Origin of the sequence: Citrobacter tructae, from assembly GCF_004684345.1 — a bacterium.
GTDB classification, from domain to species: Bacteria; Pseudomonadota; Gammaproteobacteria; order Enterobacterales; family Enterobacteriaceae; genus Citrobacter; species Citrobacter tructae.
In genome coordinates, this window is record NZ_CP038469.1 from 758,311 (window position 1) to 780,531 (window position 22,221).

General features: G+C 56.3%; 4 protein-coding genes. 3 read left to right on the forward strand and 1 reads right to left on the reverse strand.

Annotated elements, in window-relative coordinates:
- Positions 1-29: 29 nt before the first annotated feature.
- On the reverse strand, positions 30-1,595 hold the full coding sequence (locus E4Z61_RS04250; protein ID WP_135321677.1) for an EAL domain-containing protein: 1,566 nt from the start codon (positions 1,593-1,595) through the stop codon (positions 30-32).
- Between the two features lie 468 nt (positions 1,596-2,063).
- Between E4Z61_RS04250 and E4Z61_RS24325 the strand changes: the two genes are divergently transcribed.
- From E4Z61_RS24325 to E4Z61_RS04265, 3 genes are all read left to right on the forward strand, one after another.
- Positions 2,064-2,354, forward strand: coding sequence for a helix-turn-helix domain-containing protein (locus E4Z61_RS24325; RefSeq protein WP_420808706.1), 291 nt, complete (start codon positions 2,064-2,066; stop codon positions 2,352-2,354).
- 99 nt (positions 2,355-2,453) lie between these two features.
- Positions 2,454-3,101 carry a response regulator transcription factor gene (locus E4Z61_RS04260; RefSeq protein ID WP_135321679.1) on the forward strand — a complete coding sequence of 216 codons (648 nt, stop codon included), beginning with the start codon at positions 2,454-2,456 and terminating at the stop codon, positions 3,099-3,101.
- A 169-nt stretch (positions 3,102-3,270) separates the two neighbouring features.
- On the forward strand, positions 3,271-22,107 hold the full coding sequence (locus E4Z61_RS04265) for an autotransporter-associated beta strand repeat-containing protein (protein ID WP_167817521.1): 18,837 nt from the start codon (positions 3,271-3,273) through the stop codon (positions 22,105-22,107).
- Positions 22,108-22,221: the final 114 nt, after the last annotated feature.

Sequence of the window (22,221 nt, forward strand, 5' to 3'; positions counted from 1 at the left end):
ATTTGCATTTGTTGTTTTCGGTGAATTAACTATTGTTTAATATTATATTGTTCAATTTTCCGCAACAGTGTTGCAATAAAATCATTTACAGATATGGGTTTACTGTATAAGTAGCCTTGCAGGTAATCAACGCCACAACTTTGCAGATATGAGGCCTGAAATTTATCTTCCACACCTTCAGCCACCAACGAGAGGTTCAGGCGCGCAGCAAGATCGATGATGTTATCAACGATATGGCGTGAAGGAGGGTCGGTTTCAATCATACTTACGAAACTCTTGTCGATCTTAAGAAAGTCGATTTTCAATTTCTGCAGGTATCTTAAGTTCGAATTGCCCGTACCGAAATCATCAATCGCAATGATCACTCCCAGGTTATGAAGTTCTGCGAACAGTTTACGGGCAACGTCGTCAGCAACCAGTAACTCTTGCTCAGTCAGTTCCAGTATCAGCGTAATAGGATAGCCGTCGAAAGCGCCAATAAAATCCCGACAATCATCCACCAAAGTGAAATCACTGCAATGTCTGGCACTGATATTAAAAGCAAAATGGAAATCCTTAGGCAGTAGATGCTTCAGTGGTACAAATTGTTCGCGAATTTGCATCATCAGCGCTCGCGTCATAGGTACAAGAAGGTCGCACTTTTCTGCTATCGGTATAAATATATCCGGAGAAATGATGCCATGACGTGGATGCTGCCAGCGCATAAGGATTTCACATCCAGTCCAGCGTTCATCTTGTGCATCTACGACAGGTTGTATAAACGGGATGAACTGCCGCTCTGCGAGCGCGCGCAGTAATTTTTGCCGGGGAAGTGTGGCTTGCTTTGTTTTCTTAAATACCCAGCAACCAAGAACCAGACTAAAAAAAGCCCATGTAATGACATTCGGTAATGAATAACGCCTGATATTTTCCGCATAATCAGTTAAAGACATGCTAGTAATAACCCGAAAGGGGTGTTTGGTTGATGCCTGTTCTATGTTTTTGGATATGTCAAAAAACCGGCTTTCATCAACCGAGGCAGATTTATACTGCCAGTTGTTTGTACCAATAACGACATTTAAAGGTGAATTGATACCCAACTCGTCAAGTTCTGCAACCAAATGATGACCAGAGAGTTTTATCTCAATGACATCGTTACCGAAAACTTCCTGGTAAACAATGTGAGGTTGTTCCTGCTGCGAAGCATCGTCTTTAATCAGATAAAACTGATTTTTTGATTTGCTATCAAAATCAATGTGCTCTTTACCTGGAATAAGAAGCGTGGAGCAATAAATACGATTTCCATGAGCAAGTTCAATACTGCTTATTTCTGATGAAGTTTCGATCAGCATTCTGAGTTTCTTTATGACATTCCTGCACGGCTTCCCCAGACTATCAGTGGCTGTTGAGGCTATCTGGCGTGTGGTGTCGAAGGAGCGATCAATGGATTGTTGAGCATTTTGAACCTCTTTTTTAGAATCCTGGGTGACGTTTTTAAACGTGATCCAAAGCGTAATACCAATCCCAAAAGTGAGAAATAAAAGACTGGCTGCGATTGCACGCGTCAGACAGGTTTTAAGCGGACGAACGTTTAATGCATTTTGCAATATTATCATTTTCGGCGATCAGCACAGTGGTAAATTAATTTCATCTGCAATGCTCTGTTTTAAAAGATATTGCTGGAGGTGTTGCGCTAGTGTTTGAGGAATGACATTGATGCCAGGTGTTGCATTGGGTTGAAAAAAATAAGAACGTCATGATAGAGAGGTTTTATGAACGGCGATATTTATTTTTAATTAAAATTTTTCAAATGATGACATTAAATTCAATATTTGAAAGGTTGTTAACATTTGGTTTGGGTTTGGCAGCTAATATAAAAAACTAGTTATCATTTGTTTGAGTGGTTTTTTATGCTGCTTGATTTGATTATGGTGATTATTAATACCAATTTTGTGTTATTTGCTGATTTTTTGTGTTAATTCATGGTTTGGGTGTGCGTATTGAATAGTGAATTAAATATCTATACTTTAAGTGCTATTGGTAGCTAAAAAAGCAAAATTGGATGGCTGGTAAATATGAGTTCAATGGATTGTAGTTTTAAATATCGTCGTCTTTTGGAGGTCGATTTTCGATCGATAATTGTTTTTATTGCATTTGTTGAAACAGGAAGCTTATACAGTGCATCATTGATTCTGGGCTGCTCTCCATCGTCAGTGAGTATCCATCTGAAGCGAGTCAGGCATTACTTTAATGAACCCTTATTCATTCGGGAGGGGCGAAATCTTGAACCTACTGAATATGCTATTAATTTAAGCCAACAACTGAAAACCCTATTCATCACTTTCGACACATTTGTTACGGAAAGCAAAGATTAATTTTAATTAAATATTGATAAATCCCAAACTATCCATCAAGAAATTATATCATCTTGAGCTTTTTATTTTTTAATTTAGAACCAGTGGATCCGAGGAAATATGCAATCTTTGTTTTTTCCTTTTAATCGTGTGTTAGTTATGGACAGTGTTTATTTAAGTGCTGTAGGAATTTGCGCACTTGTTGATAACTATTCCGGCCAGGCAGTGAGTTTTAGAGTATCCACGTTTTCTGCATTAAAAACACAGCTTAAGGTGAGTGTTGCTGCGGGAGAACAGGTTCTGGTCATTACTGAACTGGTGAGCGGCAGCGAACCTCTGTATGAAGGCTTGCAATTTCTGGACAACATTAAAGAGGGTGTACAGGCAGGCCATTATAAAGTGGTGGTCTGTACGGCATTGTCTGATCCTTTTTTATTATCCGCTGTAATTGAGCGTGAACCCCATGTCATCGTGCATCGCGATGAATCGTTGGATGTGCTAATCCGCCTGATATCTCTAACTAAAAACAAGAAGAATCTCACCATTCTTAGCCCTCTGATATTAGACAAAATCGAAAAGATCAGAGGAATCAGACTCACACAGCGAGAGCTGGAGTGGTTAGTTATCCAGACGGAAAAAATGGGGCTGATAGAAACAGCCCGGCGGATGGGTATTCATTACAAAACCGCTGCGACCTACCGTAAAAAAATATCTAAACGCATGAATATTAATATCCGTGAAATGGATTCGATGCTGGCAAAGCTTTGAATAAATAAGTATCCGTTTTAAATGCTTGGATAATTGAAAATTATGCTGGCATTGATCCTCAACTGAATGAGAACACCCGTACTGGGGCTGGAATAAAACAAAGAAATCGATGAGTTGGCTGAGCAATTAGCAGAAAGCAAACGGTTTTTTATTTATTAGTGAGCTAATGATGAATAAAGTATTTAAAATTGTCTGGAATGCTGGCCTCCAGTGCTGGGTGGTTGTCTCTGAGATTGCAAAATCCCATGGTAAAACGAAAAGCGAACGTCGCCTGGCCAAAAGAGCCGGGAAGGCGGCCATGGGGGTATTGGGGGGCATGGCGTTGCTGAGTGCGGCCAATGCTTCCACATTAATCTGGTCACCGACAGGACAAAGTTCTGGTGGGAGTGGTACCTGGGATACGTCCAGCAGCGCCTGGTATAACGGTACCATTACAATGCCGTGGAACAACGCCGCAGGTGACAGCGCCTGGTTTGGTGCCCCGGGTGGCACCGTCACGCTTGCAGGGCTGATCCGAGTACAGGATTTGAGCTTCACCACCGATGGCTATATCCTCACTGGTGGGACGCTGGATACCTTTTCATCACAGTCTTTAGTGAATGTAAGCAGCGGCGCAACAGCAACGATTGACTCTCTTATTAGCGGCAGCGGAATGCTGGCGTTAACCGGTGGCGGCAAGCTGACCCTGACCGGTGCCAACACCTATGCCGGCGGAACGTCTGTTTCAGGTGGCAGTGTACTGGAAGTTTCCAGCGACAATAACCTCGGCGCGGCTGCCGGGGTTCTGACATTGGGTAACCCGTCAACCATGGGCACGTTGAACATCACGGGCGCCTTTAACGGAACCCGCAATGTGACCCTTAATCTGGGGGGCGGTAACATCAATGTCTCCCCCGGTGTGACCGCGACTTTTAATGGTGTGGTCTCGGGTAGTGGCGCGCTGAATCTGACGGGCACTGGCACAACGGTGCTGAATGGCGCAAACACCTGGACGGGTACGACGACCATTGGCAGCGGTGGCACTCTGCAGGTAGGAACTGGCGGTACCACGGGAACACTGGGTACGGGGGCGACGGTCAACAACGGCGTGTTAGCCTTTAACCGCAGCAATGCCTATACCTACGGTGGCGCGATTTCAGGGACTGGCTCACTGCAAAATATTGGCAGCGGGACCACCACCCTGAGCGGGGCTAATACCTTCACCGGTGGGGTGCTTGTTTCAGCAGGCAAACTGGTGTTGACGAATGCCAACAACAGCGTCAGTGGTTCGACGATTGCCTCTGGCGCCACGTTGGAACTGAATGGTGGGGCGAGTTCAATCTCGGGTAACATCGCAAACAACGGTGCGTTGATCTTTAGTCGGGGTGCTGCCTATACGTTTGCCGGTATCATCTCGGGAACCGGTACTGTCAACCAGAATGCAGGCAACTGGATTACGCTTACCGGAGCAAACACTTACAGTGGCGGTACGTTTATCGGTGGCAACGGTGGGATCATTGTCAATAATGACAACAACCTCGGCGCTGCGTCAGGTAGCATCACGTTCAATAACGGGACGGGTTACTTTCAGGCTCCCTCAGCATTCGCGACGTCGCGCACCATTACCGTCAACAGTGGTGCGACCGGTTTCTTTAGTTCTTCAAGTGGAACCATTACGTTAGCCTCTCCGATTGTTGGTGCTGGCAGCTTTGGTGTAAATGGCGGCACGGTGATCCTCACCGGGACCAACAACACCTATAGCGGCACGACAAACATCAATGGTGGCACCTTACAAATAAACGATGAGAGTAACCTGAGCAGTAACGCGGCGGGTGGAATAACCTATACCGGTGGCGGTTTTTTGCGTGTGATGTCGAGTGGTGCGCTGACACGCAATATAGCTATGAATGCTAATGGTAACTTCGATGCTTACAATGGCTCGGTTATCACTTTAAATGGCACCGTATCTGGTGGCGGCAGGCTCTATTTCTATGGCGGAGGAACGCCTGGCGGTACAGTGCTGCTGACCGGTAATAATACCCATACCGGCGGAATCGGCTTCTGGACCGGAAGTCGGGTCGTTGTCGCGAGCGACAGTAATATGGGGGCGGCAACGGGGCTCCTGCAGTTTAACGGCGGTACGCTTGCCACTACGGCCACCTTTGCCTCAGGGCGCGCGGTCGATCTCAATGGTGCTGGTGCCATTGATGTTGCGTCAGCTACCACGTTGACCATGAATGGTGTGGTTTCAGGCGGCGGAAGATTGACCAAGGCGAATACAGGAACGCTGGTCTTAAGTGGCGCAAACACCTGGACCGGTGGGACCACGATTAGCGGCGGTACATTGCAGATTGGCAACGGCGGGACATCAGGTTCGTTTGGAACCGGGAACGTGACCAACAACGGCACCCTCGCATTTAACCGCAGTGACATTAACTCGTATAACAACGTCATTTCCGGCACAGGTGCGGTAGTACAGTCTGGCAATGGCTCCACAACGCTTTCGGCAAATAACACGTATACCGGTGCAACGACTGTTTCAGCGGGGACACTGTACGTCAACGGCAACCAGTCCTCGGCGACCGGGCTGACGACGGTATCCTCTGGGGCAACGTTGGGCGGGAACGGCACCATCGGCGGCAGCGTCACGGTGGCCGATGGCGGTACCTTAACGCCGGGAGCTTCCGCGGATGCTACCGGCACGCTCACGATCAGAGGCAATCTGGCACTCTCCTCAGGTGCCGTTCTCAATTACAACCTCGGTCAGGCCGGCACGGTGGGCGGGTCGCTTAATGACCTGACCGTGGTGAATGGCAACCTGACGCTGGCGGGAACCCTCAACGTGACCACCTCGACGGGAGGCACCTTTGATGCAGGTGTCTACCGCATTATCAGTTATGCCGGATCGCTGACCAACAACGGGATGGTGCTGGGGTCGCTGCCCGCGGGCGCGAATGCAACGCTGCAGACCTCCGTCGCCGGTCAGGTTAACCTGATCAATAACTATGCCGGTACCATCTTCTGGGACGGCGCGACGGGTCATGACAACAGTATTATTGATGGCGGGTCGGGTATCTGGAATACCGGTGTCGGTGCGAACAGCAACTGGACGGACGGTTCAGGTGTTGCAAATGGCGCGTACAGCACCAATTTTGCGGTATTCCAGGGTTCGCCGGGTACGGTCACTGTCGATAATAGCCAGGGGCAGGTTGCGGTTACCGGTATGCAGTTCATGGCGGATGGCTACCGAATCAGTGGTGATTCAATTGAACTGAACGAAACCACAGCAGGCAGTGGGTTTAGTACGCTCAGGGTCGGCGACGGAACTGCCGTCGGGAGTGGCTACACCGCAACCATCGACGCTATTCTGGGGGGCTTTACCGGGCTTTCCAAAACGGATCTGGGCACGTTGATTCTGACCGGTGCCAATACCTACACGGGCGGCACTAACATTTCCGGCGGTACGCTGCAACTCGGCGACGGCACCACCAATGGTTCCGTCCTGGGGAATATCGCGAATGCCGGCACGCTGGCGCTTAAGCCTGCCAGTGGCACTTCAATGGCCGTATCCGGTGTCGTCTCCGGGTCTGGGTCGCTGAAGATGATCGGCACCGGTACTGCTGTGCTGACCGGGACAAACACTTACACGGGCGGCACCACGATTTCATCCGGTACCCTGCAAATTGGCGACGGCACCACCAATGGTACATTGCCAGGTAATGTGGTGAACAACGCTGCGCTGGTGTTTATGCCGAAAACGGCGACGACCCTCAATTATGGCGGCGTTATCTCCGGCACCGGTACTGTGACGCAAAACGGCCCGGGTACCGCGGTGTTTACGGGTGCCAATACCTATACCGGCGGCACCATAATCTCTTCGGGTGTGCTGCAGCTGGGTGACGGGACGAGCAATAACGATGGCTCGATCGCCGGTAGTGTGACCAACAATGGCACACTGGCCTTCAGGTTTAATGGCAGCAAGACCGTCTCAAACGTGATTTCCGGCAGCGGAAATGTGTCGCAGCTGTCAGGCACCACTACTCTCAGTGGGGTGAATACCTATACTGGTGGCACGACGCTGAATGGAGGCCTTTTATTTGTATCTAATGATAACAATCTCGGGGATATCTCCGGCAGACTGACTTTTAATGGCGGTATTTTACAAACGACCGGCAACATTGCTCGCGATATTGTGATTACCGCTAACGGGGGAAGAGTTTACAACACCAATGGGAGTACCCTCAGCGGCAATATTTCCGGGACAGGGGCACTTGAGTTCCAGAGCGGAACAACCTACATAACGGGGAATAATACCAGCAGTGGTGGGATTATCCTGAGCGAGTATGGAACGGTTGTCATTAACTCTGCCAATGCGGTGGGCACAGGTAAAATAACCGGTCGTTCTCAAGATGCTGTTTATGGTGGTGGTGGGAATCTCCGAACGACGGCAACAATGACCTTGGCTAATGACGTCGATTTTGGCTTTACTTCGTTTTACGGCAGCGGTAGTCAGCAGTCTGTAGGTTTTATCACGGATGCCGGAACGACATTGACCATGACGGGTAACTTCAACTGGGTTGGTGGTTACAGACCGGCGAACGGTATCTCTAAGAGTGGTGCTGGCACAATGGTATTAGCCAATGCCAGTTTTCAGGACGGAGGTTATCCAGTCCGGGTTTACGCGGGAACGTTGATTGTCGGTGACGGAGGAACGCGCGGTACGGTTGGCGCCGCATCTGTGCAAATATCCAGTGGTGCAGCATTAAAGTTCAATCGAAGTAATACCTATGTCTATAGCGGCTCGATGAGTGGAGCAGGATCATTTGAGCAGATAGGCAGCGGTACCTTGGTATTGACGGGTGACAATACACAGACTGGAGGCTCAACCATTACATCCGGTACCGTGCAACTGGGCAACGGCGGTAACTCTGGGTGGATTTCCGGTAATATCACCAACAACGGTACGCTGGCGTTTAACCGCAGCGATAACGTGACATGGTCAAACCTTATCTCCGGCACGGGCTCCCTGAGTAAGTTAGGGACAAATACGCTGACGCTGACTGGGACCCAGGCCTATACCGGTGGCACCACAATCAATGCAGGTATCTTACAACTGGGTGATGGCACGACCGATGGTTCCATTATCGGAAACGTCAACATGGCAGGGGGCGCACTGGCATTTAACGCCAGCAACGGCTCTATGACCGATCAAAACGCCCTCATTTCGGGTGCGGGTGGTGTCACAAAACTGGGTTTAGGCACGACCATTCTGAAAGGGGCGAACACCTATACCGGCGCCACCACGGTGTCGGCGGGCACGCTGTATATTGATGGTAATCAGTCGGCTGCAACCGGGGCGACAACCGTTGCGAACGGCGCAACGCTGGGCGGTACCGGGACTATCGGCGGCAATGTCACTATTGCGAACGGTGCGACTCTGATGCCAGGGAGTGAAAACGGTACCGGCGGCACGCTGACCATCAATGGCAACCTGGCGCTCAATGATCTTTCAATCCTGAATTACCAGTTCGGTAAAGTGAATGGCGTAGCGGAAAATACCCGTACTGACGTCAACGGTAACCTGACGCTGGATGGACGCCTGAATGTCTCTACTCCGGCTGGCGGAACCTTCTCAGCCGGTGTCTATCGCGTCTTTAACTACAACGGTACATTGACCAACAATGGCCTGGTGTTGGGGACGGTTCCTGCGGGGACAACGCTTGCCCTGCAAAGTACTGTACCTGGTCAGGTGAACCTGATTAACAGTACCGGACAACTGCTGGCCTTCTGGGACGGCATGAACTCGGCTAACTATAACCAGGGGAGCGGAGAAGGTGGCACAGGAACCTGGCGTTTGCTGGGGCAGACATCCTGGGCCGACGTTTCTGGGTCAAGTAACTCGGCCTACGGCAATAGATCCTTTGCGGTATTTGGCGGTACGGCGGGTACTGTTACTGTCGATAACGCGTTTGGTCAGGTTGAGACCTCGGGAATGCAGTTTACGACCACTGGCTATGTGCTTAATGGCGGTGTTATCGCTTTAGTGAACTCCCCGGTGGATGGCAGTACGCCTGAGCTGCGTGTGGGTGATGGATCGGATGCCAGCAGAAATATGACTGCGACGATCGCTTCCGTCCTGCAGGGGGCGACTTCTGTCACCAAGACCGATCTGGGGACACTGGTACTGACAGGGAACAACACCTGGACCGGCGGAACGCGAGTCAACGGCGGCGTGCTGCAGGTCTCAAGCGATGCTAACCTGGGGGCAACCTCCGGGGCGCTTAGCTTTGACGGCGGTACGCTGGCAACGACAACCAGTTTCAACACGGCCCGTACAACCACACTCAATACGGGTGGCGGCACCCTGGATACGGCAGCCGGTACGACGCTGACAATGAGCGGTATTATTGGCGGTACGGGTTCTCTCACCAAGACAAATAGCGGAACACTGCTGCTTACCGGAACCAACACCTGGACCGGTGGCACAGCAATTAACGGCGGCATTGTGCAGGTATCAGCCGATGCGAATCTGGGTGCAGCGACAGGACCGCTCAGTTTTGACGGCGGTACGCTGGCGACCACGACCAGTTTCAACACGGGCCGGGCAACCACCCTTAATGCGGGTGGTGGTACCCTTGATACTGCAGCCGGTACGACCTTAACAATGAGCGGCGTGGTGAGTGGCAGCGGCGCGCTGACTAAGACCAATACCGGTACGCTTACGTTGACGAACAGCAATACCTGGAGCGGTGGCACCACCATCTCGGGGGGCTCGCTGCAACTGGGTAATGGCGGCACCGGCGGCTCCCTCACCGGAAATGTGACCAACAATGGCACGCTGGCCTTTAACCGCAGCGACACATCAACCTTGGCCGGGGTGATATCTGGCAGCGGCGTAGTGAACCAGATCGGCACAGGTAAAACGATCCTGAGCGGCATCAACACGTACAGCGGTGGTACCACTATCTCTGCAGGCACCCTGGTGGCGCAGAATGGCGCAGCGCTGGGCACCGGGGCGGTGGCCAACAACGCGGCTCTGCAGCTGGATTTTGCGGCGGATGGCACGCTGGCGAATGTGCTGAGTGGTAACGGAGCGCTGACCAAGACCGGCAGCGGTATCGCCACCCTGACCGCTACGGGTTCGGCTCAGGGGGCGGTGACGGTCAGCGGCGGTACGCTGGCCTTCGGTCAGAGCGGTGCCTTTAACGCCGCCAGCATGAATGTCGCGAGTGGCGGGGCTATCACGGTCAATCCGATCTCAAATATCGTGCTGAGTGGAGCCTATACTCAGTCGGCGGGTGCCACATTCAATGGTGTCGCCGATACACAAGCTAAAACGGCAGTGACTGCGGCGACGGCCAGTCTGAATGGCACACTGAACATCACTGGCTTTGGGATTGCGGCGCCGGTGACGGCCAGCGGGCTCACCGGTACACAATACACCGTTGTCCACACTACCAATGGCATCACCGGCGACTTCAGCAGCGTGAACCTCAACGGTGCGGCGAGCACCGTGGACTACCTGCGTCTGGCAGGCCGCGTCAGCGGCAACGACTATAACGTGGGCTACGGGCTGAGCTGGCTGGAAGGTCAGGCGTACGGCACCGGCAGCTTCACGCTGGCCGGGGCTTCCGATGTCTTTAACGTGGACGTGGCGCTGGGCAACCAGGCGGCGGGCACCTACACCAGCGGCTGGGACGGCAAAACGCTGACCAAGGCCGGGGCGGGTAGCCTGACGCTGTCGTCGGTCAACACCTACACCGGCGACACGCTGGTGAACGGCGGCACGCTGAAAGCCGGGATCGCTAATGCCTTTGCGCAGAGCGCGAAAGTGACAGTGGCATCCGGTGCGACGCTGGATCTGAACAACTTCGACCAGACGGCGCGTAACCTGTCGGGTGCAGGTAACATGACGCTGGGCAGCGCGATGCTGACGGAGAATGCGGTCAGTGATTCGACCTTCAGCGGGACGCTGAGCGGAACGGGCGGGCTGACCAAAACTGGCAGCGGCGTCTTTACGCTGAGCGGCAGCAATACGTACAGCGGCGGTACCACCATCTCTGTCGGTACCCTGGTGGCGCAGAACGGCGCGGCGCTGGGTTCCGGCGCGGTGACCAACAACGCTGCCCTGCAGCTGGATTTTGCGGCGAACGGCACGCTGGCGAATGTGCTGAGCGGCAGCGGAACGCTGACCAAAACCGGCAGCGGCACCACCACCCTGACCGGCGCGGGATCGACGCAGGGCGCGGTAACGGTCAGCGGCGGTACGCTGGCCTTCGGTCAGAGCGGCGCGTTCAATGCGGCGAGCCTGACCACGGCAGCCGGTGCCGGCACCCAGGTGGCGGCAACCAGCAATCTGATGCTGGGCGGGGCGCTGACCCAGGCGGCGGGCTCGACGCTGACGGTGGCAAAAGGTACCCAGCCGGCGGTCACTGCCCGGACGGCGAACCTGGACGGCACGCTGAGCCTGAGCGGTTACGGCACGGCCGCCCCGGCCAGCGCCAGCGGGATAGCCGGTACCCAGTACACAGTCATTCACACCACCAATGGTATCAGCGGTGACTTCAGCAGCGTGAACCTTAACGGTGCGGCGAGCGCGGTGGACTACCTGCGTCTGGCGGGTCGCGTCAGCGGCAACGACTACAACGTGGGCTACGGGCTGAGCTGGCTGGAAGGTCAGGCGTACGGCACCGGCAGCTTCACGCTGGCGAATGCCAGTGATGCTTTCAACGTGGACGTGGCGCTGGGCGACCAGGCGGCAGGTACTTATGCCAGCGGCTGGGACGGCAAAACGCTGACCAAGGCCGGGGCGGGTACCCTGACGCTGTCGTCGGTCAATACCTACACCGGCGACACGCTGGTGAACGGCGGCACGCTGAAAGCCGGGATCGCCAATGCCTTTGCGCAGAGCGCGAACGTGGCGGTGGCATCCGGTGCGACGCTGGAACTGAACAACTTCAACCAGACGGCACATAACCTGTCAGGCGCAGGTAACGTGACGCTGGGCAGCGCGATGCTGACGGAGAATGCGGTCAGCGACACCACTTTCAGCGGTACGCTGAGCGGAACGGGCGGGCTGACCAAAACCGGCAGCGGCGTCTTTACCCTGAGCGGCAACAACACATACAGCGGTGGTACCACTGTTTCCGCCGGCACGCTGGTGGCGAAGAACGGCGCGGCGCTGGGCACCGGCGCGGTGGCCAACAACGCGGCCCTGCAGCTGGACTTTGCGGCGAACGGCACGCTGGCGAATGTGCTGAGCGGCAGCGGTTCGCTGACCAAAACCGGCAGCGGCACCACCACCCTGACCGGCGCGGGTTCGACGCAGGGCGCGGTAACGGTCAGCGGCGGTACGCTGGCCTTCGGTCAGAGCGGCGCGTTCAATGCGGCCAGCCTGACCACGGCAGCCGGTGCCGGTACCCAGGTGGCGGCAACCAGTAATCTGATGCTGAGCGGGGCGCTGACCCAGGCGGCAGGCTCGACGCTGACGGTGGCAAAAGGCACCCAGCCTGCTGTTACCGCTCAGACGGCGAACCTTAATGGCACGCTGAGCCTGAGCGGCTACGGCACGGCCGCCCCGGCCAGCGCCAGCGGAATAGCCGGTACCCAGTACACGGTCATTCACACCACTAATGGCATCAGCGGCGACTTCAGCAGCGTGAACCTCAACGGTGCGGCGAGCACCGTGGACTACCTGCGTCTGGCAGGCCGCGTCAGCGGCAACGACTATAACGTGGGCTACGGGCTGAGCTGGCTGGAAGGTCAGGCGTACGGCACCGGCAGCTTCACGCTGGCCGGGGCTTCCGATGTCTTTAACGTGGACGTGGCGCTGGGCAACCAGGCGGCGGGCACCTACACCAGCGGCTGGGACGGCAAAACGCTGACCAAGGCCGGGGCGGGTAGCCTGACGCTGTCGTCGGTCAACACCTACACCGGCGACACGCTGGTGAACGGCGGCACGCTGAAAGCCGGGATCGCTAATGCCTTTGCGCAGAGCGCGAAAGTGACAGTGGCATCCGGTGCGACGCTGGATCTGAACAACTTCGACCAGACGGCGCGTAACCTGTCGGGTGCAGGTAACATGACGCTGGGCAGCGCGATGCTGACGGAGAATGCGGTCAGTGATTCGACCTTCAGCGGGACGCTGAGCGGAACGGGCGGGCTGACCAAAACTGGCAGCGGCGTCTTTACGCTGAGCGGCAGCAATACGTACAGCGGCGGTACCACCATCTCTGCCGGTACCCTGGTGGCGCAGAACGGCGCGGCGCTGGGTTCCGGCGCGGTGACCAACAACGCTGCCCTGCAGCTGGACTTTGCGGCGAACGGCACGTTGGCTAATGTGCTGAGCGGCAGCGGTTCGCTGACCAAAACCGGCAGCGGCACCACCACCCTGACCGGCGCGGGATCGACTCAGGGCGCGGTAACGGTCAGCGGCGGTACGCTGGCCTTCGGTCAGAGCGGCGCGTTCAATGCGGCGAGCCTGACCACGGCAGCCGGTGCCGGCACCCAGGTGGCGGCAACCAGCAATCTGATGCTGGGCGGGGCGCTGACCCAGGCGGCGGGCTCGACGCTGACGGTGGCAAAAGGTACCCAGCCGGCGGTCACTGCCCGGACGGCGAACCTGGACGGCACGCTGAGCCTGAGCGGTTACGGCACGGCCGCCCCGGCCAGCGCCAGCGGGATAGCCGGTACCCAGTACACAGTCATTCACACCACCAATGGTATCAGCGGTGACTTCAGCAGCGTGAACCTTAACGGTGCGGCGAGCGCGGTGGACTACCTGCGTCTGGCGGGTCGCGTCAGCGGCAACGACTACAACGTGGGCTACGGGCTGAGCTGGCTGGAAGGTCAGGCGTACGGCACCGGCAGCTTCACGCTGGCCGGGGCTTCCGATGTCTTCAACGTGGACGTGGCGCTGGGCGACCAGGCGGCAGGTACTTATGCCAGCGGCTGGGACGGCAAAACGCTGACCAAGGCCGGGGCGGGCACCCTGACGCTGTCGTCGGTCAACACCTACACCGGCGACACGCTGGTGAACGGCGGCACGCTGAAAGCCGGGATCGCCAATGCCTTTGCGCAGAGCGCAAACGTGGCGGTGGCATCCGGCGCGACGCTGGATCTGAATAACTTCAACCAGACGGCACATAATCTGTCAGGGGCAGGAAACGTGACTCTGGGCAGCGCGATGCTGACGGAGAATGCGGTCAGCGACACCACTTTCAGCGGTACGCTGAGCGGGACGGGCGGGCTGACCAAAACCGGCAGCGGCGTCTTTACCCTGAGCGGCAACAACACATACAGCGGCGGTACCACTGTTTCCGCCGGTACGTTGCAACTGGGTGACGGAGGCACGAGTGGCGCCATCACGGGTAACGTGACCAACAATGGCACGCTGGCCTTTAACCGCAGTGATGCGACGACGTTCGCTGGCGTGATTTCAGGCAGCGGCCATGTCACGCAGGTGGGTACTGGTAAAACCATTTTCACTGGCACCCATACCTACAGCGGCGGCACGACGGTTTCAGCCGGTACCCTGCAACTGGGTAATGGCGGGACGACCGGCAGCGTACAGGGGGGGATTGATATTGCTTCCGGTGCGACGCTGGCGGTGGACTGGGGTGCAGATTACACGGTGAACAACACGCTGACCGGCAGTGGTCTGGTGGCGATCAAGGCAGCCGGTAATGACGTTAATTTTGCCTCAGCGGCAACGGGCGCAGGCTTTAACGGTGTCGTTGACCTGCAAAATGCAGCGTTCAGTCTCGGTGGTGTGAACACCGGCGCGCTGGCGGCGGCGACTCTGCGCCTTGGCAGCGGCAGTGTGACCACGGTGGCGGACGGTACGCAGTCCATTGGCGGACTGGCCTTTGACGGGGGTAAAGCGATTTTCAATGCCACGGTACCGGCGCAGATCGATGCCACCAGTCTGGTGCGGGCGAATCTGCTGGATGCGAGCGGTGCTGGCGTTGTGCAGGCGACATTACCGGTACCTTACGTGTTGCCGATGCCTGTGCCATCAACGGAACTGTCGCTGCTTGAGCAGGACGATGTGAATCTGGGCACCCGTCTGGTCGCCGCCAGTACGGCGGTGGGTAGCGCAGGTGCGCTGGAATTGCAGGATCAGAACGGCAATGTTATCAGCGCCTCCCAGCAGATCGATGTCCAGCAGGGCGGGAACCTGGTGGCGCTCGGAACCTACGATTATCGTCTGACGACGGGCACGCTCCAGGACGGGCTGTATGTCTCTTACGGGCTGAAACAGCTGGATCTGCAGGCCGGTCAGACCCTGACGCTGGCACAAAACAGCGGAGCCACTGGCTTGTCAGCAGATATGTCGGCGAAGCTCACTGGCAGCGGTAACCTGCGGGTTGATGCGGGTACGGGCGTACTGTCTTTGTCCAACACAACCAACAACTTTACCGGCGACACAACGGTGGCGACCGGAACGCTGCAGGCCGGTGCCCGCGATGTGATTGCGACTTCCGCGAACGTGACGGTGAACGCTGGCGCAACGCTGGATACCCACGGTTACCACCAGTCACTGACCAACCTGACAGGTGCAGGTACGGTGACCAACGGTACGACAACGGCGACAACGCTGACACTGAAAGACACGGCCACGAGCGTCTTTGCGGGAACCCTCACCGGCGCGCAACTGGTGCTGGTACAGGCAAGCGGTACGCAGATCCTGACGGGAAGCAACACATACGGCGGTGGTACGGCGATCAACCCGGCTGCGACGCTGCAACTGGGTAATGGCGGTACCAGCGGCTCCATCACCGGGAATGTGACCAACAATGGCACGCTGGCCTTTAACCGCAGCGATACGGCGACCTTTAGCGGCGTGATTTCCGGTATCGGGATGGTGAATCAGATGGGCACGGGCAGAACCATACTGACCGGCGCCAACAGCTACAGTGGCGGCACGACGATCTCCGCCGGAACGCTGCAACTGGGTAATGGCGGGACCAGCGGTTCCCTCACCGGAAATGTGACCAACAATGGCACGCTGGCCTTCAACCGTAGCGATACATTAACCCTGGCTGGGGTGATATCAGGCAGCGGTGTGGTGAATCAGATCGGTACAGGTAAAACGATCCTGAACGGCACCAACACGTACAGCGGTGGTACCAGCATCTCTGCCGGTACTCTGGTGGCGCAGAACGGCGCGGCGCTGGGTACCGGAGCGGTGGCGAACAATGCTGCTCTGCAGCTGGACTTTGCGGCGAACGGCACGTTGGCTAATGTGCTGAGCGGCAGCGGTTCGCTGACCAAAACCGGCAGCGGCACCACCACCCTGACCGGCGCGGGATCGACTCAGGGCGCGGTAACGGTCAGCGGCGGTACGCTGGCCTTCGGTCAGAGCGGCGCGTTCAATGCGGCGAGCCTGACCACGGCAGCCGGTGCCGGCACCCAGGTGGCGGCAACCAGCAATCTGATGCTGGGCGGGGCGCTGACCCAGGCGGCGGGCTCGACGCTGACGGTGGCAAAAGGTACCCAGCCGGCGGTCACTGCCCGGACGGCGAACCTGGACGGCACGCTGAGCCTGAGCGGTTACGGCACGGCCGCCCCGGCCAGCGCCAGCGGGATAGCCGGTACCCAGTACACAGTCATTCACACCACCAATGGTATCAGCGGTGACTTCAGCAGCGTGAACCTTAACGGTGCGGCGAGCGCGGTGGACTACCTGCGTCTGGCGGGTCGCGTCAGCGGCAACGACTACAACGTGGGCTACGGGCTGAGCTGGCTGGAAGGTCAGGCGTACGGCACCGGCAGCTTCACGCTGGCCGGGGCTTCCGATGTCTTCAACGTGGACGTGGCGCTGGGCGACCAGGCGGCAGGTACTTATGCCAGCGGCTGGGACGGCAAAACGCTGACCAAGGCCGGGGCGGGCACCCTGACGCTGTCGTCGGTCAACACCTACACCGGCGACACGCTGGTGAACGGCGGCACGCTGAAAGCCGGGATCGCCAATGCCTTTGCGCAGAGCGCAAACGTGGCGGTGGCATCCGGCGCGACGCTGGATCTGAATAACTTCAACCAGACGGCACATAATCTGTCAGGGGCAGGAAACGTGACTCTGGGCAGCGCGATGCTGACGGAGAATGCGGTCAGCGACACCACTTTCAGCGGTACGCTGAGCGGGACGGGCGGGCTGACCAAAACCGGCAGCGGCGTCTTTACCCTGAGCGGCAACAACACATACAGCGGCGGTACCACTGTTTCCGCCGGTACGTTGCAACTGGGTGACGGAGGCACGAGTGGCGCCATCACGGGTAACGTGACCAACAATGGCACGCTGGCCTTTAACCGCAGTGATGCGACGATGTTTGCTGGCGTGATCGCAGGCAGCGGCCGCGTCACGCAGGTGGGAACGGGAACGACACTGTTTACCGGTGCCCATACCTACAGCGGCGGCACGACGGTTTCTGCCGGTACTCTGCAACTGGGGAATGGCGGAACGACCGGCAGCGTACAGGGGGTGATTGATATTGCTTCCGGTGCGACGCTGGCGGTGGACTGGGGTGCGGATTACACGGTGAACAACACGCTGACCGGCAGTGGTCTGGTGGCAATCAAGGCAGCCGGTAATGACGTCAACTTTGCCTCAGCGGCAACGGGCGCAGGCTTTAACGGTGTCGTTGATCTGCAGAACGCCACGTTCACCCTTGGTGGTGTGAACACCGGCGCGCTGGCGGCGGCGACTCTGCGCCTTGGAAGCGGCAGCGTCACCACGGTGGCGGACGGTACGCAGTCTATTGGTAGTCTGGTCTTTAACAGCGGTAAAGCCATTTTCAATGCCACGGTACCGGCGCAGGTTGATGCCACCAGTCTGGTGCAGGCGAATCTGCTGGATACTAGCGGCACGGGTACCGTACAGGTCACATTACCGACGCCTTATGTGTTGCCGACGCCGGCACCTTCGACGGATCTGTCGCTGCTTGAGCAGGACGATGTGAATCTGGGTACCCGTCTGGTCGCGGCCAGTACGGCGATTGGTAGCGCAGGTGCGCTGGAATTGCAGGATCAGAACGGTAATGCCATCACGGCGGCGCAGCAGATTAATATCCAGCAGGGCGGGAACCTGGTGGCGCTCGGAACCTACGATTATCGTTTGAGCACGGGGGCAAATCAGGACGGGCTGTATGTCTCTTACGGGCTGAAACAGCTGGATCTGCAGGCCGGTCAGACCCTGACGCTGGCACAAAACAGCGGAGCCACTGGCGCTTCGGCAGATATGTCGGCGAAGATCACCGGCAGCGGTAGTCTGCAGGTTGATGCCGGTACCGGGATCGTGTCGTTGTCCAACACGACCAATGACTTTACCGGCGACACCACGGTGGCAATCGGGGCGCTGCAGGCAGGCGCACTGGATGTGATTGCGACTTCCGCGAACGTGACGGTGAATGCCGGCGCAACGCTGGACACGAACGGTTATTACCAGTCGCTGACCAACCTGTCTGGCGACGGTACGGTGACCAATGGCACGGCGACCGATACGATCCTGACCCTGAACGACACGGCAACGAGTGTTTTTGCAGGCGATATTACGGGTGCGCAGCTGGCACTGGTACAGGCAAGCGGTACGCAGGTGCTGGCGGGAAGCAACACATACGGCGGCGGCACGACAATCAATACCGGCGCTACGCTGCAACTGGGTAATGGCGGAACCCGCGGTTCTATCGCGGGGAATGTGACCAACGACGGCACGCTGGCCTTTAACCGCAGCGATACGGCGACCTTTAACGGTGTGATTTCCGGGACCGGGAGGGTTGATCAGACGGGTACGGGCAGAACCATACTGACCGGCGTCAACAGCTACAGCGGCGGCAGCACGATCTCTGCCGGTACGCTGCAGTTGAATGACAGCCAGGCGGCGGGGACTGGTGCGATCAGCGTCAATACCACAGCGGGTGATGTGGGCACAGGACTTGATCTGGCCTTCAGTGATGCCAGCGACTTTAGCAATCTGCTTATTGGCGAAGGAACGACCACGGTGAGTGGTGCTCAGGCGACGATAACGGGGGCTAATGCAGGGTATACCGGTAACTGGCGTGTCACCGATACGGGGACACTGGCCGTCGCAACTGACGCGGTGAGCAGTACCGATAATCTTGGTACGGGCGGGGTGGATATTGCTGCTGACGGTATTGTTAATCTCCTGACGCAGGGGGAGTTCAGCTTTAATAATGCCCTCACGGGTGCTGGTACGCTCAATGCCTCTGGTCATGGCCAGGCATTCTCCTTCGGCAGTGGTGTGGGCTCCGCCTTCACGGGGATGGCGGTACTGACAGACAATACGTTTGCGCTTTCCGGGGATAACACGACTGCGCTGACGCACGGCAAGCTGTCTGTGGGAACCGGCAACGTCACCACCGTGGGAGATGGTAACCAGCAGATCGGTGGCTTGATCATCAATGACGGTACGGTTGTGTTTAATGCCACGGCGCCTGATGAGATTCTGGCGACCAGTTTGATCACTGCCGATACCCTTGACATCAGTCATACCGGTACGGTGTACATTAATGCCCCTGCATCATATGTTCCGCATGCCCGTGATACGGACAATTCGTTGAATCTTCTGATGCAGGATGAAGGCAACACTGGTGTACAACTGGTTAAATCCACGTCGGTAACAGGGAGCGGCGGCGCGATTCAGTTGCTCAATAAGGATGGCAGCAAGATCACGGCTGAACGGACGATTGATATTAATCAGAATGGCGATGTCGTCGCGCTGGGAACCTATGACTATCGTCTGACCTCGGGCGCGAATGCTGACGGATTGTATGTGAATTATGGTCTGACCGAGTTGGATCTTCAGGCGGATAAAACGCTGACGCTGGCACAGGACACAGGGGCAATCAATGCTTCTGCGGATATGTCAGCCAAAGTGACCGGCAGCGGTAACCTGGTCATTGAGGCCGGTGCTGGTGTGGTGTCGCTGTCTAACGCGACCAACGATTACACCGGTGAGACAAAAGTCAGTACGGGGACGCTGCGCTCAGATGTGGATAATGCACTGGGTAAAACCAGCCTGCTCTCGCTGGCGAACACAGCAGGTTTTGACCTGAACGGTAAAACCCAGACAGTCGGGAAACTGAACGGTGACGCGGGCTCGCTGTTAAATGTGAACGGTGGCACGTTAGCGCTCAGCAATGGCGGCGTGTCTGCGGGCTCGTTGACCGGCGCCGGTAAGCTCTCTGTTCTGGGGGGAACCTTGGATGTGCGCGGTGCTAACACCGGTCTGAGCGTGGTGAGCCAAATCAGTAAAGGTGCAACGGCCAGCCTGAATAATGTGGCGGGTCTGGGCAGCGGCAATATTATTACTGACGGAACACTGGCGCTGAATGGTGCTGTCGGCACGATGACGAACAACATCAGCGGGACCGGCGAACTGGTTAAACAGGGCGCGGGTGAGGTGGTTCTGACCGGGCAGACTGGCTGGACGGGCAACACGCATATTGACGGCGGTGAGCTGGTTCTGGATGGTTCCCGTGGTGGCGCGCAACTGGTCAGCAATGTGATTGCAAAAGACAATACGTCATTGTCACTGCGTAACGGTGCGTCACTGACCGGGTGGATTGATCCGACAGATGTCAGCATTGATTCTGCCAGCCGCTGGAACATGACCGCAGATTCACTGGTCGATGATGTGAAGCTTGCCGGTACCATTAACTTTGCAGCACCGTCCACGCAGTCGATGACGGCAGGACGTACCCTGACGACCACCAATTGGCAAGGACAGGACGGTACGGTGGTGATGAATACCGCACTGGGAGGAGATACTTCCGTCACGGATAAGATTGTCATCAGCGGCAATACCAGTGGTAACACGTTCGTGAAAGTGAACAATGTGGGTGGCCGTGGTGCTCAGACTATCGAAGGCATCCAGGTGGTGAAAGTCGGTGGTCAGTCCGACGGCACCTTCACCAAATCAGGGCGTATTGTCGCCGGGATTTATGACTACAGTCTGGTGAAGAAGGGCGCTGACTGGTACCTGACCAGCCTGGATACCTCGACGAAGGATAAAAAAGGCACGTCAGGGATTCGTCCGGAATCTGCCAGCTATACTGCCAACCTGGCGGCGGCGAATACGATGTTTGTTCACCGGTTGCACGATCGTGAGGGGGAAACGCAGTATACGGACGTCCTGACCGGCGAGCAGAAAGTGACCAGTATGTGGCTGCGTCAGGTTGGCGGACATAACCGTTGGAGTTCCAGTGTCGGTCAGGTTGACACACAAAGTAACCGTTATGTGACGCAGCTGGGCGGTGAAGTGGCGCAGTGGAGCCCTGATGGTGTACAGCGCCTACACGTTGGGGTGATGGCAGGCTACGGCCGCAACAGCAGTAACTCTCGTTCAAACGCCACTGGCTACCGTTCAGATGGCTCCGTCAACGGGTACAGCACCGGGCTTTATGCTACCTGGTATCAGAATGATGAGACCAAACAGGGAATGTATGTGGACAGCTGGGCTCAGTACGGCTGGTTTGACAATACGGTGAAAGGCGAGAAGGTACAGTCTGAATCGTATAAGTCAAAAGGGATTACCGCGTCACTGGAGCTGGGATATACGCATAAACTGGGTGATTTTACCGGAAGTCAGGGAACAGAGGGTGAGTGGTTTATCCAGCCTCAGGCACAGGCGGTATGGATGGGGGTCACGGCGGATGATCATTATGAAAGTAATGGTACCCGTGTGACGGGCGAAGGCGACGGCAATGTTCAGACGCGTCTTGGCGTTCGTACCTTCCTGAAAAGTCACAACAAACTGGATGAAGGTAAAAACCGTAACTTCAAGCCGTATGTGGAGATCAACTGGATCCACAACACGCAAAGCTTCGGTTCGCACATGGGTGATGCCACATTGTCTCAGGATGGTGCCCGGAATGTGGGTGAGGTGAAGGCCGGTGTTGAAGGTCAGCTTAATTCACGTCTGAGCGTCTGGGGGAATGTGGGTGTTCAGGTCGGGGATAAAGGATACAGTGATACTTCAGCCACGCTGGGTGTGAAATATAATTTCTAGCGGTAACAGGACGTGGAAGTCAGTGTTTAAAATACACTGACCTCCATGAGTGTAAATAATTTCTAAACTGTTTAGATATTTTCAATTATTAACGACATTGGTTTTATTTTTACG